Source organism: Mesorhizobium sp. M0184 (assembly GCF_040322215.1).
Lineage (GTDB): Bacteria > Pseudomonadota > Alphaproteobacteria > Rhizobiales > Rhizobiaceae > Mesorhizobium.
Genome location: NZ_JAMYSZ010000011.1, coordinates 186,003 through 207,950 on the forward strand (window position 1 = coordinate 186,003; position 21,948 = coordinate 207,950).

The 21,948-nt window shown below is 60.5% G+C and carries 18 protein-coding genes; 7 read left to right on the plus strand and 11 right to left on the minus strand.

What is annotated here, in order from left to right; genetic code table 11:
- Positions 1 to 14: 14 nt before the first annotated feature.
- The 7 genes from NKJ23_RS16330 to NKJ23_RS16360 form a co-directional block, all read right to left on the minus strand.
- Positions 15 to 1,283 carry a S49 family peptidase gene (locus tag NKJ23_RS16330; protein ID WP_352681092.1) on the minus strand — a complete coding sequence of 423 codons (1,269 nt, stop codon included), beginning with the start codon at positions 1,281 to 1,283 and terminating at the stop codon, positions 15 to 17.
- Complete coding sequence (locus NKJ23_RS16335; protein ID WP_352681094.1) at positions 1,280 to 2,956, minus strand: phage portal protein; 1,677 nt, start codon at positions 2,954 to 2,956, stop codon at positions 1,280 to 1,282. Before NKJ23_RS16335 ends, NKJ23_RS16330 begins: the two co-directional genes overlap by 4 nt.
- A complete protein-coding gene (gpW, locus tag NKJ23_RS16340) occupies positions 2,953 to 3,171 on the minus strand; it encodes a gpW family head-tail joining protein (protein ID WP_352681097.1) in 219 nt (72 codons plus the stop codon). The genes NKJ23_RS16335 and gpW overlap by 4 nt, the downstream gene beginning before the upstream one ends.
- A gap of 86 nt (positions 3,172 to 3,257) precedes the next feature.
- On the minus strand, positions 3,258 to 5,399 hold the full coding sequence (locus NKJ23_RS16345; protein WP_352681099.1) for a terminase gpA endonuclease subunit: 2,142 nt from the start codon (positions 5,397 to 5,399) through the stop codon (positions 3,258 to 3,260).
- A gap of 23 nt (positions 5,400 to 5,422) precedes the next feature.
- Complete coding sequence (locus NKJ23_RS16350; protein ID WP_352681101.1) at positions 5,423 to 6,115, minus strand: DUF1441 family protein; 693 nt, start codon at positions 6,113 to 6,115, stop codon at positions 5,423 to 5,425.
- On the minus strand, positions 6,112 to 6,285 hold the full coding sequence (locus NKJ23_RS16355; protein WP_352681103.1) for a hypothetical protein: 174 nt from the start codon (positions 6,283 to 6,285) through the stop codon (positions 6,112 to 6,114). Before NKJ23_RS16355 ends, NKJ23_RS16350 begins: the two co-directional genes overlap by 4 nt.
- Before the next feature lie 4 nt (positions 6,286 to 6,289).
- On the minus strand, positions 6,290 to 6,472 hold the full coding sequence (locus NKJ23_RS16360; RefSeq protein WP_352681105.1) for a helix-turn-helix transcriptional regulator: 183 nt from the start codon (positions 6,470 to 6,472) through the stop codon (positions 6,290 to 6,292).
- Positions 6,473 to 6,713: 241 nt separating this feature from the next.
- Between NKJ23_RS16360 and NKJ23_RS16365 the strand changes: the two genes are divergently transcribed.
- The gene (locus NKJ23_RS16365; RefSeq protein ID WP_352681107.1) at positions 6,714 to 6,971 is read left to right on the plus strand and encodes a hypothetical protein; all 258 of its coding nucleotides are present in this window, start codon (positions 6,714 to 6,716) and stop codon (positions 6,969 to 6,971) included.
- Here NKJ23_RS16365 and NKJ23_RS16370 read toward each other — a convergent pair.
- Together NKJ23_RS16370 and NKJ23_RS16375 are read right to left on the minus strand one after the other, a co-directional pair.
- Positions 6,955 to 8,736, minus strand: coding sequence for a recombinase family protein (locus NKJ23_RS16370; RefSeq protein WP_352681109.1), 1,782 nt, complete (start codon positions 8,734 to 8,736; stop codon positions 6,955 to 6,957). The genes NKJ23_RS16365 and NKJ23_RS16370 overlap by 17 nt on opposite strands.
- A 24-nt stretch (positions 8,737 to 8,760) precedes the next feature.
- Positions 8,761 to 8,988: a hypothetical protein gene (locus NKJ23_RS16375; RefSeq protein WP_352681111.1), complete on the minus strand. Its 228-nt coding sequence runs from the start codon at positions 8,986 to 8,988 to the stop codon at positions 8,761 to 8,763.
- Positions 8,989 to 9,030: 42 nt separating this feature from the next.
- Here NKJ23_RS16375 and NKJ23_RS16380 point away from each other — a divergent pair, with 42 nt between their 5' ends.
- Positions 9,031 to 9,609 carry a putative toxin-antitoxin system toxin component, PIN family gene (locus NKJ23_RS16380; protein ID WP_352681113.1) on the plus strand — a complete coding sequence of 193 codons (579 nt, stop codon included), beginning with the start codon at positions 9,031 to 9,033 and terminating at the stop codon, positions 9,607 to 9,609.
- The gene (locus NKJ23_RS16385; protein WP_352681115.1) at positions 9,606 to 9,857 is read left to right on the plus strand and encodes a toxin-antitoxin system HicB family antitoxin; all 252 of its coding nucleotides are present in this window, start codon (positions 9,606 to 9,608) and stop codon (positions 9,855 to 9,857) included. The genes NKJ23_RS16380 and NKJ23_RS16385 overlap by 4 nt, the downstream gene beginning before the upstream one ends.
- Before the next feature lie 301 nt (positions 9,858 to 10,158).
- Here NKJ23_RS16385 and NKJ23_RS34665 read toward each other — a convergent pair whose 3' ends face one another.
- Both NKJ23_RS34665 and NKJ23_RS16390 read right to left on the minus strand, forming a co-directional pair.
- Positions 10,159 to 10,494, minus strand: a complete 336-nt coding sequence (locus NKJ23_RS34665) for a Y4oE-related protein (protein ID WP_502902540.1) — start codon at positions 10,492 to 10,494, stop codon at positions 10,159 to 10,161.
- A 103-nt stretch (positions 10,495 to 10,597) separates the two neighbouring features.
- Positions 10,598 to 11,104 (minus strand): hypothetical protein, encoded by a 507-nt coding sequence (locus NKJ23_RS16390; protein WP_352681117.1) that lies wholly within the window; start codon positions 11,102 to 11,104, stop codon positions 10,598 to 10,600.
- A gap of 267 nt (positions 11,105 to 11,371) precedes the next feature.
- On the opposite strand from NKJ23_RS16390, the gene NKJ23_RS16395 reads away from it, so the two are divergent.
- From NKJ23_RS16395 to NKJ23_RS16410, 4 genes are all read left to right on the plus strand, one after another.
- On the plus strand, positions 11,372 to 11,608 hold the full coding sequence (locus NKJ23_RS16395) for a helix-turn-helix transcriptional regulator (protein WP_352681119.1): 237 nt from the start codon (positions 11,372 to 11,374) through the stop codon (positions 11,606 to 11,608).
- A gap of 235 nt (positions 11,609 to 11,843) precedes the next feature.
- The gene (locus tag NKJ23_RS16400; protein ID WP_352681121.1) at positions 11,844 to 15,275 is read left to right on the plus strand and encodes an adenylate/guanylate cyclase domain-containing protein; all 3,432 of its coding nucleotides are present in this window, start codon (positions 11,844 to 11,846) and stop codon (positions 15,273 to 15,275) included.
- A 92-nt stretch (positions 15,276 to 15,367) separates the two neighbouring features.
- Positions 15,368 to 16,645 (plus strand): ABC transporter substrate-binding protein, encoded by a 1,278-nt coding sequence (locus tag NKJ23_RS16405; RefSeq protein WP_352681132.1) that lies wholly within the window; start codon positions 15,368 to 15,370, stop codon positions 16,643 to 16,645.
- 211 nt (positions 16,646 to 16,856) lie between these two features.
- On the plus strand, positions 16,857 to 21,371 hold the full coding sequence (locus NKJ23_RS16410; protein WP_352681123.1) for an nSTAND1 domain-containing NTPase: 4,515 nt from the start codon (positions 16,857 to 16,859) through the stop codon (positions 21,369 to 21,371).
- Positions 21,372 to 21,948 lie beyond the last annotated feature (577 nt).

Consider the following 21,948-nt stretch of genomic DNA (forward strand, 5'->3'; position numbering starts at 1 on the left):
AGACGCGGGGCTTTTTAGTGGGCCGGGCCTTTGGTCATCAGAAGCGCCTTTTCGGCGCGGCTCATTTCGGACCCGTTGCCACTGGCATCGGCGTCGGCGCCGCCGCTGATTCCCGCGCCGCCGTTCTGCATGGCGGCCTTGAGCATCCCTTCGGGAGCGCCAACGTCAGCGACCGGAGCAACTTCGGCATTGAGATTGCCGAGGAACTTGCCGGCCTGTTCCGCTGACAAATCGGTTTCGAGGGCAGCCGCAAGAGCCGCCTTCGGGCGGTCCTTGGCGTTATCGTGGCCTAGGATGGCGACGACGCGGGCACGCTCGCCCGAGGCGCCTTCCTTGACGCCTTCGGCTTTGCCCTGCTCCTTGCCGGCAACCAAAGCGGCGGCCACGGCAGTATCGAAATCGGCCTGAGAAATTTCGGCCATCTGTTCATCTCCTTCTGAGAATGTGGCCTCAAAGGCCGTTATCGCGTCGTCCAGGGCGCCAACCTCGTCGGCCAACCCATTTTCGATCGCCTGTTGAGCCATGAACGTGTGGGCACCAGTCGCATCGACCGCCTTCACGTCCATTGACCGGTTTCTCGCCACCATTGCGACGAACTGCTTGTGGAACTCATCCACGCGCTCTTGAATCCGCTCGCGTGCCCCCTCGGACAGTTTCTCGTAGGGGTTGCCCTCCATCTTGCCGGGCTTGGAGCGGATGATATTGATTGCGATGCCCGCCTCATCGAACATCTTCGAATATTCGAAATGGGTGACAACCACGCCGATCGAGCCGACGCCGCCAGTGCGAGCCACGGTGCCGTGATCGGTTGCCGCAAAGATGTTGTAGGCCGCCGAGTACGCGTGCTCGGCGGCGAACGCACGGATCGGCTTGATGCCTCGAACCGAGAACATGCGGTCCACCAGGTCGAAGTTGCCGGCCACCATGCCGCCGCCCGAATTCACGATCAGAGCGATACCCTTGACCGTGGAGTCATCGACGCCGCGCTTGATCGCCTGCCAGATGTATTCGTAGCCTGTGGCGTAGCCGCCGAGGGCATAGGGGAAGTCGTTCAGCAGCACGCCCTTGACCGGAACATGCAGGATGCCGTTCTTCACGACATACGGACGATAGCGCGAACGATAGTCGTCATCGGAAAACCAGAAGCCGTCCGAGTCGCTACCGGCCTTCTCGATCTCACCGAGGCGTTCGGCCACGGCCGACAAGCAGCCTTCGAGCCAGGCACTGTGCCCTTCGTCGATGAGCGCCGGCTGGTCCTGAAAACGTGCGAGGATGGGGTTCATTCTTTACCTCCATCGCGCGGCGAGGCCGTCAGCGAATTTTCCATGTCCTTGGTGTCGGTGTCGTAGATCGACGGATTGCCGTAACTCTCGTCGAGATCGCGTTCGCGCTTGACCTGACGCGCGATCTTGCGCCAGTCGCCGCCCGAGCTTTTCGCGATTTCAATTTCCTTGGTGGACAGGCCATTCTTGACCTTCAACACCGAAGCCTGTGTCTCCTTGAGCGGATCAATTTGACCCTGACCGGCGCCGATCCAGTCGCACGCGCTGAATGCTTCCGCGTTCATGCCATCGTAGAAACGTGGCAGCCCGCGACGCTTGAAGCACTCCAAGTCCTTGTAGTTGATGGCTTCTTCGAGCCACAGCCGATAGATGAAGTTGGCGATTTTGTCGGCGACGGTGCGCTTCAAGGACATCATGGTCTTGAAGGTTTCACCTGACGATGCACGCGCGCTTGAATAGTTCGTCTGCGTGTAATCGCGCGACAACTGCTCATAAGAGACGCCGAGGGCCGCCGCGATGTAACGCAGCAGACTCTGCTCATACTTGTCGGATGCCGGTCCCTGCGTACCTGGGTTTTGGAGCCTCAGTTTGGTTCCAGGGGCAAAGATCGGAATCTTCGCGCCATCCATGTGCAGGTTCTTGGCCCCGCTGGAATACTCGTTGATGGCACCGAGATACGCGCTCATCCATGTCGTCGTAGCGTTGCCGTCACCGGCCGCGCTGCCGAGCGCTGCAGCCACGTCGTTGGGAATCTCGGACTCGATCGACGCTGCGTAAGTCGCGGCGACCACCGCCTGTTGAAGGAGCGTTTGACGGAAATGCTTCGTCATGCGCATTTCCGAGAGCGCCGCGACCATCTCTGACACGCCGCGACTCTGATTCGGCCGCATCTGCTCGTAGATGTGGTTGATCATCATTCGCCCCCACGGCTTCCGAGCCGGGATGCGCTTCCAGACCATTGAAGCGGGGAGCGCTGCGGTACTAGAGCGATAGTCGCTCGGGTGCGCGTTGCGGATGTAGTAGGCGACTGGCGCGTCGTACGCGTCGATTTCAACGCCCTTGCGCACTCGATTCGGCGAGCCGATCAGTCTGTCGCGCGGATCGGATAGACGCGCCGTGTCAATCATCTGCACGGCAGATGCGTACGGGCGGCCGTCGTCGAACCATTCGGCTGACAGCAAGGCTTCGCCACCGGCCAGGTGAACGCCGATGCCCAGCCGAACGATGTCCGTCAGCGTCTTGCGCCTGGCGGCATCCGGCCAGCACTGGTCACTTTCGGCCCACAGCGTGAACTTGGTTTCGATTTCTTCCTGGGCTTCGGATTCCCACTTTTCGTCTTCTTTGCCGAAAAGAATCTTGGTCTCCGGCTTGGCGTTAAGCAGAAAGCGCGTGCCGACGATGGAGTCCTTGCGGATGGCTGAGCCGCCTGCGATGTAGGCGTCGTTGCGCACCGTGTCGTAGCCACGGGCGTCTAGACCGTCCTTCAGCGGGAGCAGATCGGCGTCGGCGGAACGAAGCGCCGGCTGCCACATCGCGAGACGGTCCATCTTGTCCGCGCCATCATAGGCAACGCCGCCCGCTGCCACCGCCGAGGCAACGGGCGGCACCGCATGGGTCGCCGGGGAGACGACGGCATGTGACCCAAGCAGGTCGGAAAGATCGAGGTTGCTCATCCCCACACCGGCCTCAACGGGCGACGGGCACAAGCCGTCGTCCCGGCCAGTTGCTGTTCGAGTTCGGCGATGTAGGCTTTGAGGCGGGAGGCGTTGGCGCTGGTGTAGCGAATCGTTTGACCGTCGCTGTCGCGAACCTCGACGGCCGCCTCACCGATCATTAGACGGTGATAGGCCGCTTTCGCTTCACTTAGGAGTACGGCGACATGCACCATTGGTCATCCAACGTTAATTTCACGTATCAATACCTTAAACGTGAAACTAGTGCAATATATTATTGTTTTTCAATTTAAAAGTGAATTTAGGCGAGGTTCTTACCAAGCTCTGCGAACGAGGGAGTCTTAGGTGCGACTGCCTCTTGCTGCACATCCCCTCCGAACACCAATTCATTCCCGTCCCAATCGGCAGCCCACACTGGCGGCTCGTCGTAATTGAGACGATCGATATTGAAGATCACGTAGGGGACATTCTGCTCGACCGGGCGGATGGCTACACCAAGCGCATAGTAGGCCAAATCGAACGCCTCGTTACGGCGCTTGCGGGGGTTTTCCCAGCCCTTGTCAGTGCGAACTTCGGTCGTCATCTGATTGTAGAACCAGGGCGCAGTCCAATCAGGGTAGCGCAACATGCCGCCCACGGTATTATCCTCGCCGCTGTCCTCGACGCGCCGCGCCATCATGACTGACACTCGATCCTTCATCAGGTTTGAGTTGAGCAGGATGACGGGGACGTCGCCTTTGGCGATTGCGAGCTTGCCCTTCTGACTGGAATCCGGCCAGGTGGTGCGCGCGTGCGGCGCTGTCTTGGATGGCTCGCCCTTCACCAGGCAGAAGCGACGGTGCATTCCCTCGCCGGCCTTGCGGAGCTTGCGCCACTGATTATAGGCATGGCCGGTGACACCCTCGGCACCACCTGAGTCGCTGCCCAGGGCACGGATGCGCATCCGCCTTCCACTGCCATCAGCAAGCGGGTAGGTCTTCTTCAGGACTTCGGTCAGAACATCCCAATCCTCCCCGAAGGCGGCCGGGTCTATCGGCAGACGCTCGCCAGCCGAATTCAGTCGGTTGGATAGCCGCAGCTTAAAGCCGTCGACCACCACCATGTCGCCGGTCGCTGTGAAGCCGTGAACCTGGACTACGAACGCGCTCTTCTGAACGTCGGCCGTGACGATCAGGAACCGGACGCCTTGCGGCACCGAAGGCTCTTCCTCGGTCGAGCCCCAATCCTCGGCCTTGTTCTTCAGGTCTTCTGGCGACCGCTCGGACAGCCGCGACTGCGGAATGTAGTAGGAGCCCTGATCGGTCGTTACGGTCTTGCGCAGTGGCGCATCGTCGCTGGTGTCCTCAAGCGCCTTCATGGCGCGCAGGTACTTCTCGACCAGTTGCCCCCAATCCTGATAGGCGGCGGCTGGCCCCTTCATCCAGAATGACGCGATACTCGACCGAGCGGCTTTCATACCGTTGCGCTCGACGATTTTCTTTTCAACCGGCACCCATATCATGCCGTCCTTCACCCATTTGCCGACTTCGTTCATTTCCTCCTTCATGCCGGGTTCGAGGATGCCGCCGCAGACCGGACATGCCATGAAGGTTTGCTCTCGGGCCTCCATGATATCGACGCTTTCAGGGTAGCGCAGCAGTTTGAAGTCGGGTTCGAACGCCTCCTGACAATGCGGACAACACCAATACCAGCGGCGGCGATCACCACGGTTGTAAAGCTCGAAAATACCACGGATCGGCGGCGCCTCGTGCGGTGTCGAGGGCATCCACTTCGGGTCCTGGATTTCCTTATTCGGGTTCGGCGACGCTTCGGCGAAGGTCATACCAAATCGTTTGAACGTGGTCGTGCGCATCTGCGCCAAGTCGAAGGGGTTACCTTCGCCCTCAATATTGTCGTCCATGCGTTCGTAGTCGATCAGACCGACGCGTGGCATGGTGATGCCGGAAAGATTGCTCGCCGTTGGGTAGGTCAGCAGCAATCGCATTCCTGTATCGAATTCCTTGTCGAAGGTGTTGTCGTCCTTGCGGTGCGTAAGCTGGTGTTGTCGAACCAAAGTCGAGGCTTGCAGATACCGCTCAAGGTCGCCTTTCGACCATTTGCGCGCATTCTCGCGATCCATGTGGACAAGCATCATGTCAGCCGGATCGGTCATCACCGTATGTGACGTCCAATTCAGATGGATCATCGTTTTGCCTGTGCGGGCAGGCCCGACAAAGATGCACCCCTGAAAATCCAGACTAGTGAGCGTGTCTTGCGGCTCTTGGATGTACGGCGTGCGCTTGAGCGACCAGGGTGTGCTGTGGCCGCCGCCACTGCCGATGCGCGTGTACTTCTCACCGGCCTCGGTGACAGTCAGGCGCTGCTGCGGTTGCAGGCTCTCGAAGCCTCGGACGACGATGCTCTCAAGGGTCTGGTGCCGGGCTTCGCTGATCAGTTCCGCCACGGATGGCGGGCGCATTCTCGCGGTCATTCGTCACCCGGAGTCGGCCGCGTGTCAGTGTCCGCAAGTTCCTTCTCGATCTCGCGGGAATGCGCGTTCGTCTGGAACTCGCGCGGCAGCAGTTCGAGCTTGTCCCTGATCTGCGTGTTCATGTCGTTCACGCGGTCAACCAAGAAGTTGTACTGCTCGTCGGTGAGGTTCTGCCGCCCAGGCATGTCCTCGATCCACATCTTGCTTTCCTGCCGGATCAACATCGACACGCGAGCGAAGGTCATCAGCACGTCTTCGTCGTGCCAAAGCTGCCCAGCCGCCATCAGAGCGCGGATGCGGGCGTTGGTCATCTCCCAATACGCCTTCGACACGATCGGCGGCAGTGAGGCTTGGTTCTGCTGCGACAGCCAGTCTTCAATGCTGCCCTGCGGCGGGATCAAATACGACATGCCGGTGAGGAAATCATACATCGGCTGCGGCTTGCCGGCGTGCGTGGTCCACGAATCGACCGGGCACCGCTCAAGACGCTTCTGGATTTGCTTGGGCTGCACGCCGAGGATATTCGAGAAGAACGTCACGCCCACGGGGCGCCGGAACTCGGTGTAGTGGGGAAGGTTCTTCGTCGCGTCCCTTTGGAGCCTGGCTGCGGCTTCTTCCTTGGTCGGCCGTCCGCGCTTCGGACGCGGTGCCTCATCATCGCCGAGCAGGTCTGAGAGGTCATCGCTCACGCCGAGTCCCCATCCAGTTCATCGAGAAATGGCGCGCGGCATATCTCGCCGCCGCAGCCGCAGGTGTCGGGGTGAAATCTCACCTGCTCGGGGATAAACGTCTTCGGCTGAACGGTTGGCAGCCGCGTGACGCGCCCCTCGGCCACGGCCTGCCTGATGAGGTCTGCCACGGTGTCATGCACCGAAAATGGCCTCGTGCCACGCCTTGATTTCGCTCGCGCGCCATACGGCGACTTTGTGCGAAACGCGTTTCTGTGATGGGAAAAGGCCGGCTTTGATGCGGCGGTAAATTTCCGTTCGAGATAGCGTGGTGATCTCGATCACCTGCTCGATCCGAAGGTTGCGGTCCAATTCCATTTCACGTCTCCAAGGTCTTGGCTCCTTAATATCACTTTTAACGTGACTTTCAAGCTCAAAGGGACTAGACGTGAATTATTGATCCGGGCTCACGGATCGACTGACGCTTAGTTGGGGTGGTGCGCCGCCTCGAATTTCAGTCGCAACATGGGGAGGCTGTCATGACTTAGGCGGGTAATTCCGCCAGTGGCCGAGCCGGGGCGGATTCCCCCGGCGACCCCTCAACTGGAGAAACCCCCACATGCCCGAAATGCGCGCTAAGGTGAAGATCACCAACATCGCCAGTTATCCCACGGTCGGAACCCCGACCCAAGAAGCGCTAACCTTCGATTTCCCATCGAAGGATGGCGCATATCCCGCAGACGGCAGCGACGAGGACCAGCAGTTCGCCAAGTTCAGCCCTTGTGGCTCGCTCTCGCTGACGGTCACCAATCCGGCGCTGATCGGCAAATTCAAGGTCGACGACAAGTTCTATCTGGACTTCACCAGAGTCGACTGATCACGTCCGCTTTCGATGTGAGACTACCCAACCCCGCCCATCGTGGCGGGGTTTTTCTTTGCCGAGAAGCCAGGAAATCGACTGTATCGCATTTACCCTGCGGACTCTTTTTTCCCGGAATGCTGACTGACATCACGTAAACGTTTGATATTGCTGGTAATTCAAGTCCCTCTCCCGCTACCATCACTGCAGCGTTAGGCGCCTCTCCCGGCTTGCGATTTGGCAGGTTGAGAAGCTCCGCCAGCGCACCGCGGACTTTCAGCTCAACCTGTCCCCTACCCTCTGTCGGAATGATCTCGATCCCCGTGACCAGTGAGCGGATGATCCTCGCCGCCTCGTGACGCTCACACTCATCGGATTGCAATGCGTCCTGGAGCTCGGATACTTGCCGACGGTAAACCGTCACCGCTGCCGGATGAAACTCTACAATGCTTTCTGCGGCCGCCATCGCCTGAAGCTCTCGGGCTAGATTCTCCTTTTCGCGCTCGAGGTCCAGTAGCTTCGATTTCATGCTGGTCGTCGCGACACCGTCAGCGATAGCATCGACGATGTTGGCGATCTGCCTGTCGATGCCGGCATGCCGCCTTTCGACTTCCCTTTGCCGTTCGCGGTTCATTGCGTTCAGTCGCTTATGCTCAGCATGATATTCAGCAAGGAAGCCCGCAATGGCATCTGGCGCCAGCAAGCGCCGCTGGATGCCTTCAAGCACACGCTTCTCAAGCTCGCCAACACGGATCGTCCTGTTATTGGTACAAGTGCCTTTCTCACGGTGCGCGGCACAAGCAAGCTGGTCTCTGTTCTTCACCGTATAGGAAGCGCCACAGCAGCCGCACCGCACAAGCCCCGAGAACATGTGCTTCGGCCGTCGGCGGTGATGGAGTTTCATGCCTCCATAAAGCTTCTTGCGGGCTTGCACCGCATCCCACAGCTCATCGTCGATGATACGCAGATGCGGCACTTCAACGACCTGCCAGGTTTCCGGCAGATTCGGCCGCGAGATGCGCTTCCCAGTCTCGGGATCCTTGCGCATTTGGATACGGTTGAAGATGAGCAGTCCGATATAGGCTTCGTTGTAGAGAAAGCCGCTTCTCCGCTTGAGATTGCCATTGATGGTCGAGGCGCCCCACGCACCCCCAAAGGGTGATGGAATACCTTCCTTGTTGAGGCTTGCAGCTATCGTACGTGCCGATTGACCAGCCGCGAACTCCCGAAAAATCCGACGCACGACCTCGGCTTGATTCCCATCGATCTCGCGCAGACCGCGGATCGGTTCGCCGCGTTCATCGAGCTTTTTGACCACGCGATAGCCATAGGAGAGGCCGCCGGCGTTGTAGCCGTTCAATATGCGGCCGCTTTGGCCCCGCCTGATCTTGGCGGCAAGATCGCGCAGGAACAACGCGTTCATCGTTCCTTTGAGGCCCACGTGCAGTTCGTCTACGGCGCCCTCAGAGAGAGTGACGATCCTGACGCCGGCAAAGCGCAGTCGCTTGAAGAGGCCGGCTACGTTCTCCTGGTCGCGTGACAAGCGATCTAGTGCCTCGGCTAGAACGATCTCGAATTGGCCGCTTTGAGCATCGGCTAGAAGCCGCTGGATGTCTGGTCGACGGATGATGCTTGCACCGGATATCGCGGCATCGGCATAGGTCCCAACGACAGTCCACTTCTCCCTGGCCGCGAGCTCTCGGCAAAGCCGCAGCTGATCCTCGATAGAGGCTTCGCGCTGGTTGTCGGATGAGTAACGAGCATACAGCGCGACACGGGTCATGAACCGCTCCTCTTCCTCTCGTTGCTATTGTCCGCCGCCGTCCCCACCCTCGCCTTCTGACGGTGTTTTCTCAAGAGGATGAACTTTGTTGTTGTTGGCTGCCTGCAATTCTTCGAAATGCTCCCGAGCAACCCGCCGACCCAACAGACGGGCGATCGACAGGACGGCTCGTTCAGCCATGTCTCGTGCCGACATGTCAGCCCTGTAATCATGGCTTGCGCTGTCGCTCCCAGGTTTGGCCTCGTCCACCATGACATGCCCGCTCTTCTGTGTAGATCAAGGGCATTGAGCGGCGTGACGATCAGCAAGACAAGTTCAGTTGCGCCGCGGTCGTACGGTGGCGTGCAAATACTTGCGCGCTGCGGTTTGGAATTCCGAACCCAGGCCAAATTACCAAAAGCTCGGTCCTCTTGCAATATCGCACGCGATATCCAATATGCCTGCATGAGACTGCTTCTTGATACGGCGACGATGGTGGCGGCAATCCGAAGTGACGCAGGCGCCTCGCGCCAACTGTTGGTGGCGGCTTTGGAGCGCCGGCTGACGCTCATCGCTTCGGTGCCGTTGATGATCGAGTACGAGGCGGTCATGACAAGGCCTGAGCACCTTGAGGCTTCCGGCCTGTCGGCTGAGGATGTGAACGCGTTGCTAGATGCCGTGGCGGCCGTCTCCGAGCCGGTTCGCCTTCTCTTCCTCTGGCGACCCGCCGTTCGCGACCCGGACGACGACATGGTGCTGGAAGCTGCGGTAAACGGACGGGCGGATGCTATAGTGACGTTCAACCTACGCGACTTCGGCAAGGTGGCCGAGCGCTTCGGCATAATGGCCCTGGCGCCGGGTGAGGCGCTGAGACGATTGGAGAGAAAGACATGAGGAGAAGCAATTTCGCACTGCGGCTTCAGCTCTCGCTTCTCGATGAGGCGCGCAAGGTGGCGGAGAGCGAGGGCGTGCCGCTCAACCAGTTTATTAACGTGGCAGTCGCTGAGAAGCTTTCGGCACTGCGCACGGAAAGTTACTTTCAGGAACGCGCTGCCCGTGCCGACATCCCCAAGGCGCTGGACATCCTGAAGCGGGCCGGCAAAGGGAAGGCGCCGACCAAGGGCGACGAATTGCCGGAGTAACGCACCCTGATGGGTGAGCGGTATCGCTCGTACCGAAGCCTTGCCTACGTCCGAAGCGTCCGCCAAGCCGAAGACTGCCCGTCGAGGCTGGCGCGCACGCGCCACTGCGAAGCGGCTCTGGCCTTGACGGGCTAACTTCGGTCCGGCTTCGTCTCGACAAGCAGGCAGGTTCCTCGCCGGACATAATCTCGCCTATCGGGAAGAGCTTGGATGCGCCTTCCCCGACGCTGCCTCGTCCGCCTCCGGCGAGGGCTTCACCGGATGCGTACGCTGCTTCCGCTTCGGTATCGGGCGAACCCGCTTAAAGACAGGCGAATACCCGAAACCAGAAGCGGTACTCCTGTGTGCGCCCGTCGCAACGCGTCGACACGGCGCACCAGGTGATGGCGGTCGCGGCTATCTTTCCCCACAGGGCTTTCGCTGCCTCTGCAGCTTCAGGCGCGGTCCATCTTTCCAAGGCGGCGTCGTGGTTGAAGGCGTCCAGCAGATCGGGATCGCTCGCCGCCGGATGGTGAGATGCCGCAAGAGTGTCCGGTGCCGCCAACTCCCTGGCGGTTGAAGAGTGACGGGAAGCAGACGCTTCGCTGCAAGTCGAGGGTTCTCCGCTGAAGCCGGAGTTGGGTTGGACGGCCTCCATATCTCGCCTCGATCTTCGTCTGTCAGGTTCGGATACAGCAGCCAAACCGCCGCCTGCGGAGCTTGGCACCCCGCTCGCCGTGAAGGAACTGTTCCGGCATCATCTACCGGGCGATGCGCACCAGATCGCTGAGCGCCGAGCGAATTTGCGGCCAGGGGAAGTCTGAGCATTCCTCCCACGCCTCGCCCTCGCGCAACACGGCATCGAGCTTGCCTGCCACACCGGCGAGAGTCGTGGCTCGCGTCGTTGAGAGCGCTTCCAGCAGATCCGCCGCCCGTTCGCCAGCCTCGCGCTCGGCTCTGAGCGCGGCGATGTAACCGGTCGCCTCGGCAGCCGCATCCCAGCGTGCCTGATACCCTGCGAAATCAGCCTCGGCGTTCTCGCGGAGAGCCGCCATATCCGGCCCTTTGCCGAGCACTTCGTTGAGCACCTCGATCGAGTGGATCGTTACGTCCTCACCTTCGGGCAGGCGGACGGTTACACAAGGAAAGCCGACGCTCTGGACAAGCCTCGTCTCCAGGCGCTGCTGCCTGCGGCAAAGCCGCTGTGTCAGCTTATGGGCTGCGCACCATTCGCGCCAAAGCGCCAGCGCTGGGTCGGAGGGGGGCATGTTAGTCGCCGCAGCGTCGCCGGCAAGCGCACTTTTCTCAAGCACCAAAGCGGTGGACGTAATCATCCCTCCCGCAAGCACTCGCCTGCGAGTGACGAAAGGCAGAGTCATGCTATTGTCGGAATCAGCCATGATCCGAGCTCCAAACAGCTTGGGTTGTGGTCAGGCCGGATTGGTGTTGCATCACCCTTCCGGCCGCTTGCCGTACTCAAGCTTACAGTTAGAGCAGCATATGAGCAACAAGAATCATCATAATATGGTGATTGTATGACCCCGGTGCAGTCCCGGATGGCTCGGGCCGCGCTGGATTGGGGTGTTTTGGATCTCGCTAAAGAAGCAGGAGTTTCAACGCAAACGATCGTGCGTCTCGAACGAGGTGAGGCACTAAAACAACCCACTCTCGATCGAATACGCTGCGCCTTCGAAACGGCCGGCGTTGAATTCATCCCGGAGAACGGTGGGGGTCCCGGCGTGCGGCTGGTACGACGATCCAACAACGTCTAGTCCATCCCCGAGTGTCAGGAACGCGCCGCCTTTTCGCCCGACAGCCTTGGGTGCCGGGAGCAGTAGGTCCGCTTGTGTCAGGGAAGAACGATAGCGGACCTTCAACCTCCAAGGTCCGATGTCGTGACTTGGACCAAAGTTGCCATTCGCCTGGTTCCTGTAGGTATGACGACTCCCCTTCCAATTTGGGATATGGTTCGACAGAGCGCCTTTGGTGCTTGGTTGGGAGAAGGACGTGGACATCGCGGTATGGCTAAGTAGCCTCGGACTGGAGCGATACGCTCCGGCCTTCCGCGACAATGACATTGAAGCCGAGATGCTTCCCCAGCTAACGGCCGAAGATCTGCTCGCGCTCGGGGTCAAATCGGTAGGTCACCGTCGTCGGCTGCTCACTGCAATGGCTTCACTCGATGAGACATCAATCCCGGCAGCCATCGCCATTGCGTCGGGTGACGAACGCGCGCCGAAAAGCGCGCCCGATCTGGGAGCATTATTTCCTTCAGAGGTGGCGTCGCCAAGCGCCGAACGGAGGCAACTCACCGTCATGTTCGTCGATCTCGTGGGTTCGACCGAGTTGTCGCAGCGGCTCGACCCCGAGGATATGCGCGACCTTATTCGCGCTTATCAGATCGCCGTGGCGGAAGAGATCACCCGTTACGACGGGCGAGTCGCCAAGCTCATGGGTGACGGGGTGCTGGCCTATTTCGGTTGGCCGCGCGCGCACGAGGACGATGCGGAACGAGCGGTTCGCTCGGGCTTGGCCGCCGCGACGGCAACGGCCCGACTTACCGCGCCGGGAGGCGAACCGCTGGCTGCCCGCATTGGCATCGCGACGGGGCTGGTCGTTGTCGGCGATATCGTCGGTGAAGGATCAGCACAGGAGGAGGCTGTTGTAGGCGATACGCCTAACCTGGCTGCGAGGCTGCAAGCGCTCGCCGAACCGGGTAGCGTTGTTGTAGCTGACGGCACCCATCGGCTACTGGCCGGTCTATTCGATATGGTCGATCTGGGTCGCGGGAAGCTCAAGGGCTTCGCAAAGCCGGTCCGCACTTGGCGGATTGTCGGCGAGACAGCGGCAGAGAGTCGTTTCGAGGCGCGGCAAGGCATTGTGACGCCGATTGTTGGGCGGAAGCAGGAACTTGAGTTTCTGCTTGACCAGTGGCACCTCGCCTGCGCGGGGGATGGTCGAGTGGTGCTGTTGTCTGGAGAGCCGGGCATTGGCAAATCCCGGTTGATCGCGGCGATGATTGATCGATTGAGCGCCGAGCCGCCTCTGCGGCTACGCTATTTTTGCTCGCCCTATCACATCAACAGCGCGCTCCATCCCGTGACCACGCACGTCGAGCGAGCCGCCGGACTGGATCGCGACGACACCACGGACGTCAAGCTTGACAAGCTTGAGGCCCTGCTCCGCAGCATCGTCCCGGACGTTGGGGAAGCAATGCCTCTTTTGGCGACGCTGCTATCGATCGACACGACTGGCCGCTACCCGCCCACCAGGCTGCCGCCGTCAGCCCAAAAGGCCCGTACTTTGGCTGCCCTTGTCCAACAAGTCGAGGCGCTGGCCGCGCGCGAGCCCATCATCGTCCTCGTCGAGGATGCGCACTGGATCGATCCCACGACCAGCGAATGGCTGGATATGCTGATTGATCGCTTGCGGGACATGCGGGTGCTCCTGATCGTAACCTTTCGACCCGAATTTCCGGCGGGTTGGAATCAATTTTCGCATGTAACCGCGCTGTCGCTCGATCGCCTCGCGCCCGATCAAGGAGCAGCGATCATGGATCGCGTGGCGGGTGGAAAGGCGCTGCCGCCGGAGGTAGCCAGCCAGATTTTGGCCAAAACCGAAGGCGTTCCGCTGTTCGTTGAGGAGCTGACCAAGACCGTGCTCGACTCCGGTCTCCTTGTCGACGCGGGCGACCATTACACGCTCTCAGGTCCTCTTCCTCCTCTTGCGATTCCTTCGACGCTCCAGGATTCTTTGATGTCTCGCCTCGACCGGCTGGGGACGGTTAAGGAGCTGGCTCAGATCGGCGCCTGCATTGGCCGCGTCTTCCATCACCGGCTGCTGGCTGCCGTGACGGGCCCCGGCGGAGTCCGTCTACAAGACGTCATGCCACAGTTGGAAGAATCCGAGCTCGTTTTTCGGCGAGGCGTTCCTCCGGAAGCGACCTATACGTTCAAGCATGCGCTGGTGCGGGATGCAGCCTATCAGAGCCTGCTAAAAAGCCGTCGGCAACAGATCCACGCCAAGATCGCCGCGACGCTGGATGCGCAATTCCAGGAAATTGTCGCGACAGAACCTGAAACGTTAGCGCATCACTATACCGTCGCTGGCGTGAATTATCAGGCAGCCGCTTATTGGCTCAAGGCAGGGCAGCTCGCGCTGAAGCGATCTGCTAATCTCGAGGCGGCATCACACCTCCATAAAGGGCTCGAGTTGGTCGGATCATTGCCCGGATCTGAGGACCGCCTGCGACTGGAGCTTTCACTTCAAACCGCAACGGGAACGGCAATGATTGCAGCCAAGGGCTGGGGAGCACCAGAGGTCCTTCAGGCATTTTCCAGTGCGCGAAGGCTTGCCGATACCCTGGGCGACAAGCCGCAAATATTCGCCGCCATGCGCGGTGAGAGCTCCTACCAGACCATTTCAGGCAACCTGCGCGCTGCCAAGATCCTCGGCCACCAATGCCAATCGCTCGGATTGGAACTCGCGCAAGCGTCCGATGATTCAGGGTATATCCTCGAAGCACATCACCAGCTCTGGGGGATCAACTATTACCTCGGCGACTATGACGCAAGCGAACTTCATGCAAGCCATGGCCTAGCCACCTATGATTACGAGCGACATCGTCACCTTGCCTGGGGCTATGCCGGACACGATCCCGGCGTATGCTGTAGGGCGTTTTCCGCTCAGATGCTCCACATGCGTGGCCGCGCGGACCAGGCTCTCGTACGGTCACGCGATGCCATAGCGCTAGCCGAGCGAGACTCGCATCCGGTCAGCACGGCACAAGCGCAGCTAAGTTTCTGCTTGGTCCACCTGATGCGGCGCGAACCCGCCGAGGCCCTTCATTGGGCGAAGAAAGCTGTCGCGCTGTGTACCGAATTCGTCATGCCCTTGCTGCTCGGCCAGGCTCGTGTGTATCTCGGCTGGGCGCTCGCCGGTCTCGGACAGTTGGAGGAAGGCATTCGCCAAATGCGCCTCGGAATTGCAGGCATCGCCGCGACTGGTGCGGATATGGGAATGGCCTACTACCTTTGCATTCTCGCCCGTAACTGCGGCGAGCGCGGCGATGCGATCGAGGGACTTGCCCTCTTGGAGCAGGCTTTCGACACTCTAGGAAAATCGACCTCGAAGTATCAGCTACCAGAGTTGCTGCGCACAAGGGGTGAGTTGCTTTCGGCGCTGGACCCAGCCAACGAAGCCGCCGAAAACTTGTTCCAGCAATCGCTGACTGCGGCGCGCGATCAGGGCGCAAAATCCTCCGAACTGCGAGCCGCGCTTGGCCTCGGCCGCCTCTATGTCGGCCAAAGCCGCGACGAGAAGGCGCGACGCATTCTTGCGCCGGTCTATGCCGGGTTCACCGAGGGTTTTGATACGCTCGATCTTGTAGAGGCCAAAGGCTTGCTCCAAACGCTTTCGCATTCGACGGCACAAGAATGAAACACTGCATCTGACATCACCGTTGCGCTGTTTCCTTTGCGGATGGCGCTGTTGGGAGGAAAATGGACATGCAAACGTGGCTTGGCCTGCTGATGAGCGCCGCAATTGCATTCGGGAGCGGACCTGTTTCGGCCGCGGAGCTCACTATCTTTTGGGCGGAGTGGGACCCGGCGAACTACCTTCAAGAACTCGTCAACGAGTATGAGAAGGAAACCGGCACCAAGGTAACTATTGAAACGACGGCCTGGCCAGGGTTCGAAACCAAGGCTTTCGCCGAGTTTAATGCCAGGGGCGACGCTTACGACATGGTCGTCGGCGACTCGCAGTGGCTCGGCGCCGGCTCAACAGGCGGCCACTATGTCGACCTGACGGATTTCTTCGCCAAGCACGACGTAGCCAAGCTGATGGCCCCGGCCGCGATAAGATTCTACGCCGAATATCCCGGCAACAGCGGCAAGTACTGGGCAATCCCGCTCGAAGGCGACGCCATGGGCTGGTCCTACCGCAAGGACTGGTTCGAAGACCCGAAGGAAATGGAAGCCTTCAAGGCCAAGTACGGCTACGATCTCGGCGTGCCGAAGGATTTCAAGGCGCTGCGCGACATCGCCGAGTTCTTCTACCGTCCCGATCAGAAGAAATACGGCGTCGCAATCTACACCGACAATGTCCACGACGGGCTGGCAGGCGGCTTCGAAAGCTTGCTCTTCTCCTACGGCGGCGAGCTCGGCGACTATGCGACCTACAAGGTCGACGGCATCATCAACTCCGACAAGGCGATCGCCGCGCTCGATGCCTACAAGGAGCTCTACAAGTTCACGCCTCCGGGCTGGGCCAACGCCAATTTCATCGACGACAACCAGGCGATCACGGAAAACCTCGCGGCAATGAGCATGAACTTCTTTGCGTTCTTCCCGTCGCTGGTCAACGAGGCGAGCAATCCCAACGCCAGGAACACAGGCTTCTTTGCCAACCCGCCCGGCCCCGGCGGCGAAAAGTTCGCCGCACTCGGCGGGCAGGGCATCTCGATCGTCTCCTATTCGCAGAAGCAGGCCGAATCCCTGAAGTTCCTGGAATGGTTCATCAAGGACGAGACCCAGAAGAAATGGGCAGCCCTCGGCGGCTATACCTGCAGTGCCGCCGTGCTGAAGTCGGATGAGTTCCAGAACGCCACGCCGTACAACAAGGCCTTCTATGAGACCATGTTCAAGGTGAAGGACTTCTGGGCGGTTCCCGAGAATGCGGAACTGCTGCTGCAATTCAACGAGCGCGTCTATCCTTACGTGACGGGCAGCAGCGGCACGGCCAAGGAAACGCTCGATGCGCTGGCTGCCGACTGGAACGCGACGTTCAAGAAATACGGCCGCCAGTAGCTCATCTCCCTAGGAGGGCTGGAGACCAAGTCCGGTTCGTCGCGTTGTCGCTCTCCTGTAGGCCGCAAGTTCCGGAGTTGTCTCAAAACAGACCTTCGTTGCCTGGCTGGCTCCCTTGAGGCCAATTCGGTGCCTCTCCCCACAGGGCGCCATTTCCGTTAGGATGCTCCGAGATGGCGGGAGGTATGACCTGGATCGCGTTCACCGTAGAATGGCTACCATCCTTGCTGCCGACGCAGTTGGCTACAGCCGGCTGATTGGCAGAGACGAGGAAGGGACACTTGCCACCCTGCGGACGCATCGTCAGATCATTGACCGACTGATAGAGGAACATCAGGGACGGGTGTTCGGGAGCGCTGGGGACAGCGTCATCGCCGAGTTCGCAAGCCCCGTCGAGGCGCTTCGATGCGCCACTGAAATCCAGTTCCAAGTCGGCAGACAAAATGCTGAGCTGCCCGAGTCGAGCCGCCTGCGCTTTCGCATCGGCATCAATCTCGGCGATGTTGTCGTAGAGGGCGACAATCTCATGGGCGACGGTGTGAACGTCGCCGCCCGTCTGGAGGCGCTGTCACCTCCAGGTGGAATATGCATTTCGGAAGCGGTCTACACGCAGGCCCGCGATCGGCTCTCGCTCGAATTCGTCGATCTTGGCGAACAAAGGATGAAGAACATCGCCCGGCCTGTGCACGCGTACCGCGTGCCTCTCGCTTCAGAGGAGCAGGTCACGTCGCCTTTTCGAGGTCTCAACCCCTTCGAGTTCGAAAACGCCGACCTCTTCTTTGGCCGAGCTCGGGCGACTGCTGCCTGCATCGAACGCCTGGAGCAGCAGGCCGCCAACGGCAAGGCATTCCTGCTCATCTATGGTATGAGCGGTTCCGGCAAGTCTTCTCTCCTTCGAGCAGGGCTGCTGCCTTCCATCACTCGAACCGGTGCAGCGGCTGGCATCAAGTTTTGGCGCCGCTGCCTAATCCGCCCTTCCGACGCCCCTGATGCGGTCGCCTCGCTGGCCGCTGGGCTGCTTCGCGAAGGCGCCCTGCCGGAGCTGGCTTGCGAACCGGCAGCGCTGGCTCAACTCTGTTGGAGTTCGCCTGATCGAGCTCTGGCGCTCGTCCGCCAGGCTCACGCCAAAGCGGCGGCCGCCGCAGGTTCAGCCTCCTCACAAGTGCGATTGGTAGTGGCGATCGATCAGATGGAGGAGCTGTTCACGACGGAGCCGGCATCGCGCGAAGTGCTAGTACGGCTCCTCGCGGCACTCGCCAGCAGCGGACTGGTCTGGGTGATCGCGACGATCCGATCGGATTTCTTTCATCGTTGCGGCGAGGTCCCCGGTTTCTGGGCACTCAAGGATGGCCTCGGCAGCTATGAACTCCTGCCGCCGACCGGCGCTGAGATCGCCCAGATCATCCGCGAGCCGGCACGCACCGCCAGGCTGCGCTACGAGGAGACAGCCGAACGGGGCCGGCTGGATGATGTCCTGCAGGAGGCAGCAGCTGCTGATCCTAGATCTTTGCCGCTTCTCGAATTTGTGCTCGACGCTCTGTACGATGCGGGGCGAGAGCGCCGGATCCTCACCTTTGCTGCGTATCAGGCACTTGGCGGCTTGGAAGGGGCGATCGCGCGCCGCGCTGACGAAGTCGTAGACGCTCTCCCGCCGGACATCCAGGAGGAGCTACCAGTCGTATTGCGTGCCCTCACCACGGTGCGCCCAAGCGATGAGGCAGTTGCGGCGCGTCCGGCCTTGCGCGCGGAAGTCACGGGCACGCCTCAACGATTGGCTCTCGTTGAGGCGTTGGTCGCCGCTCGCCTTCTCGTCAGTGATGAGGATGCCGCAGGCCACGTCTACGTGCGCGTGGCACACGAAGCTTTGTTGAGCCGCTGGCCGCGCGCTAGCGACATTGTCAATGCGAACCGGAGCTTCCTCGAGACCCGCGCTCGGGTCGCGGCTGACGCCAACCGCTGGCATGCCGACAACCGGAACCGGGAGCTTCTCCTGCCGTCCGGCAAGCGGCTCGCCGAGGGCGAGGAATTGCTGCAGTCGAGACGGGTAGAAGTCGACGATCAGATCGTCGACTACATTGAGACGTCTTCGCGTGCTGAGGCGGATAGAGAGGAGAAGGACAGGCAGGCAGAGCGGGCACTCATCGAGGCGGCTGAAGCAGCAAAGCGCGAGCGCCTGGAGCGCGAGGCCGAGCGCCGCAGTCTTGCGGCCGCGGCTGCGAGCCGGCTCGCGCGACGCACGCGCTATGCGGCCATCGTCGCCACGGCGTTGGCCCTTATGGCCAGCGCAGGCGCGTTCTTCGGGTTCAGAGCACAACAGGCAGCAACACGGCAAGCCGAGTTGGCGATGGCCGCCAAAAAGGGGGCCCTTGAGGCGCGCGATCAGGCGCTGCGCAATCAGTCTCTTTCGCTTTCGTTTCTTTCGCAGCAGATCGCGGCGAGCGGCGATACGGAGGCCGCGATCCTGTTGGCGCTGGAGGCGCTGCCGAAGAGCGGATCGGGAGCCGCGCGGCCAAATCTCTTTGAAGCAGAGGCCGCACTTTTCAACGCTCTGTTGGCACACCGCCAAACGGCGGTGTTCAAACACGACGCCGGAGTGACGCAGGCAGCCTTCAATCGAACCGGCGATCGCATCGTCACTGCATCCTACGATAAGACCGCGCGCATTTGGGATGTCGCGAATGGTAAAGAGATTGCAATCCTGAAGGGCCACAAGGGACCTGTGGAGAGAGCCGGATTCAGTCCGGACGGACGCCGGGTCATTACAGCGGCAAGGGACGGGACCGCGCGCATCTGGGATGCCGACTCTGGAGCGCAGCTTTTTGTTCTTCAGCCGGTAGGCGGCTCCTTTCCTACAGCAGTCTTTGACCCAAGCGGCGAGCGCGTGCTGACCGCGGCCGGAAACAATCAGGCTTCGCTTTGGGACCCGCGAACTGGAACGAAGATTCTGAGCGTAGACAGCCGTGGAGACGGATTGGCTGGCTTCAGCCCGGATGGTCGCAGCTTTGCGACCTCAGAAGGACAGACCGTTTTCATCTGGAATGCGAAAGATGGCGCGCTGATCCATCAATGTTTTATTGGCAGCTTTGCATCCAAGCTCACATTCAGCCCGGATGGAAGTCGGCTGTTGGTAGGCACGTGGTACACAGTTTCATTTGACAGTGTCCCCGCGCTTTGGGACCCATCGAACGGAACCGAAATCGCAAGGCTCCTTGGCCACAAGAGCGACACCCAATTGCAAGGCGCAACGTTCAGTCACGACGGCCGCCGAATTGCAACGGTATCACTCGATGGTAGCGCGCGTCTCTGGGACGGAAACTCTGGAGGGCTAATTGACGTGCTCGGCCAAGAGTCCCCGAACTTGAAACAGAGTGACGCCGGGGACGACCGTGATCAGGAAATGAACAGCGCTTTCAGCCCCGACGATCGCCTCCTGGCCACCGCTTCCATAAACGGTCCATTACGCATTTGGGACGTCGGTCGAGCGTCGCTGTTCGCCACCATCGCTGGCCATCGTGCCTTGATCGAGCACCTTGAGTTCGACCCAGTCGGTCGCAATATTCTTCTCACGGCTTCACATGATGGCACCGCTCGCCTCTGGGACGTCGACGGAATTCTGACGACTACCCTGTCCAACGCAAATCGTCCCACCTTCGCGGTGTTCAGTCCCGACAATATGCATCTTCTGACTGGAGGCGGGGACAGCGCTGTGCACCTTTGGGATGTGGTAACCGGTCGCAAGCTGGCCGACCTCGATACGCGCGAAATCGTCCAGAACGCAATGTTCAGCCCCGATGGAAGTCGCATTGCAACTGCATCCCTCGCGGGCCGAGTCCTCATCTTGGACGTCGCGAGCAGGAGCGAGATCGCACGGCTCAAATTTCCAGGCGGGCTGTTTCAAATTCAGTTCAGTCCGAAAGGAGACCTCCTGGAGGCGAGTTCGACCGACGGCACCGCGCGGTTGTGGAACGCGGCGACTGGCGCCGAGGTCTCCACTATCCAAACAAGTGCGCAGGTTGTTTTCGACCCGGACGGCGATCTCGTCCTCGCCGCGACCAGCGACAACGCCGCGCACCTGTTGAAAACGGACGGGACCGAACTGGAGAAACTGGTCGGGCATGAGGGTCGAATAACCGGGGCAACGTTCAGTCCGGACGGCCAACTGGTCGCCACGGCCTCGCTCGACCACAGCGCGCGGATCTGGACAGTCAAGGACGGGAGCACCCTCGCCATCCTGAGTGGTCACCGCGATGAGCTCACCGAAGTCGAGTTCAGCTCGGATGGTCAGTCGCTTCTGACTGCCTCACGCGACGGCACCGCACGAATCTGGAGCGTCCTGGACAGAAAGGAAAGGGTCGTTCTCAGGGGGCACACCGGCGCAGCGACCAGTGCGCAATTCAGTCCTAACGGGCACTATGTCCTGACAGCCTCAACTCAGGACGGCACGGCCCGGCTCTGGGACGCGCGGACAGGACGCGAGATGGCAGTGCTTGCCAGTTCGAAGGATGAGCACAAGCGGCCGGCACCGATACGCGCGGCCTTCAATTCAGATGGAACGAGGGTCGTGATCGTGCCCTATGATGAAGACGTTCGCCTCATACGGGTTTTTCAGACACCCCAAGATCTCATCGATTTCGCGAAGCAAACTGTTCCACGCGAACTGACCGCGTGCGAACGGCGTCGCTTCTTCCTTCCCGTCGAAAGCGACCTTGGTGATTGTCCAAGCTGATGTCGCCCAAAGTCCATGGCCGGTGACGCTATCTCGACTGCTACGCCGTAGCCGCCGCAATCGCACTGCTTCCATAGTTTTGCGGGGGGAGCAGTACGCGAGTGGCCGCGCTACTTCCCTCGCTTTTCGATCTTTAGGTTTGGGAGGTCGGGTCGCTTGGATTCCACCCCGGTCTCCTTCAAGGCCGTGTATTCCACTTTTTGAGTAGCTTCTCTGTTTTGGCGCGCTCCTTGTTGAGAGCGTTCTGACCTTTGACCTTGGGCATCCGTCCTCCATTTGGTTCGCTGTCGTTCGCCAGAAAATATGATTGCCAGCGATATCGCGCGAGATGTCAGCTCTGAGGCCGCGGCAGAGGCCTCCGAGGGCGTTATGGGGGGAAAGAAATGCGCCCTTCCCTGCCCCACAATGCGACGCCGATTTCACGCCCCTGCCTGCGATCGCGACGACTGAAATGGGGCCGAAAGCCGTCGGTCCACTTTGGGTAACTACAGGGTAAGCGCTATTTTCGCTGCACGTTGACGCGAGCGCTTTCGACGGATGGCCTTCGAATCGGGAACGGTATCTGGTCTGATCAGGC

What these genes read in the sequence shown, in the direction of transcription:
- NKJ23_RS16330 (WP_352681092.1), bottom strand. Translation starts at nt 1,283, where the DNA reads ATGAACCCCATCCTCGCACGTTTTCAGGACCAGCCGGCGCTCATCGAC.
- NKJ23_RS16335 (WP_352681094.1), bottom strand. Translation starts at nt 2,956, where the DNA reads ATGAGCAACCTCGATCTTTCCGACCTGCTTGGGTCACATGCCGTCGTC.
- gpW (WP_352681097.1), bottom strand. Translation starts at nt 3,171, where the DNA reads ATGGTGCATGTCGCCGTACTCCTAAGTGAAGCGAAAGCGGCCTATCAC.
- NKJ23_RS16360 (WP_352681105.1), bottom strand. Translation starts at nt 6,472, where the DNA reads ATGGAATTGGACCGCAACCTTCGGATCGAGCAGGTGATCGAGATCACC.
- NKJ23_RS16365 (WP_352681107.1), top strand. Translation starts at nt 6,714, where the DNA reads ATGCCCGAAATGCGCGCTAAGGTGAAGATCACCAACATCGCCAGTTAT.
- NKJ23_RS16370 (WP_352681109.1), bottom strand. Translation starts at nt 8,736, where the DNA reads ATGACCCGTGTCGCGCTGTATGCTCGTTACTCATCCGACAACCAGCGC.
- NKJ23_RS16375 (WP_352681111.1), bottom strand. Translation starts at nt 8,988, where the DNA reads ATGGTGGACGAGGCCAAACCTGGGAGCGACAGCGCAAGCCATGATTAC.
- NKJ23_RS16385 (WP_352681115.1), top strand. Translation starts at nt 9,606, where the DNA reads ATGAGGAGAAGCAATTTCGCACTGCGGCTTCAGCTCTCGCTTCTCGAT.
- NKJ23_RS34665 (WP_502902540.1), bottom strand. Translation starts at nt 10,494, where the DNA reads ATGGAGGCCGTCCAACCCAACTCCGGCTTCAGCGGAGAACCCTCGACT.
- NKJ23_RS16390 (WP_352681117.1), bottom strand. Translation starts at nt 11,104, where the DNA reads ATGCCCCCCTCCGACCCAGCGCTGGCGCTTTGGCGCGAATGGTGCGCA.
- NKJ23_RS16395 (WP_352681119.1), top strand. Translation starts at nt 11,372, where the DNA reads ATGACCCCGGTGCAGTCCCGGATGGCTCGGGCCGCGCTGGATTGGGGT.
- NKJ23_RS16405 (WP_352681132.1), top strand. Translation starts at nt 15,368, where the DNA reads ATGAGCGCCGCAATTGCATTCGGGAGCGGACCTGTTTCGGCCGCGGAG.
- NKJ23_RS16410 (WP_352681123.1), top strand. Translation starts at nt 16,857, where the DNA reads ATGGCTACCATCCTTGCTGCCGACGCAGTTGGCTACAGCCGGCTGATT.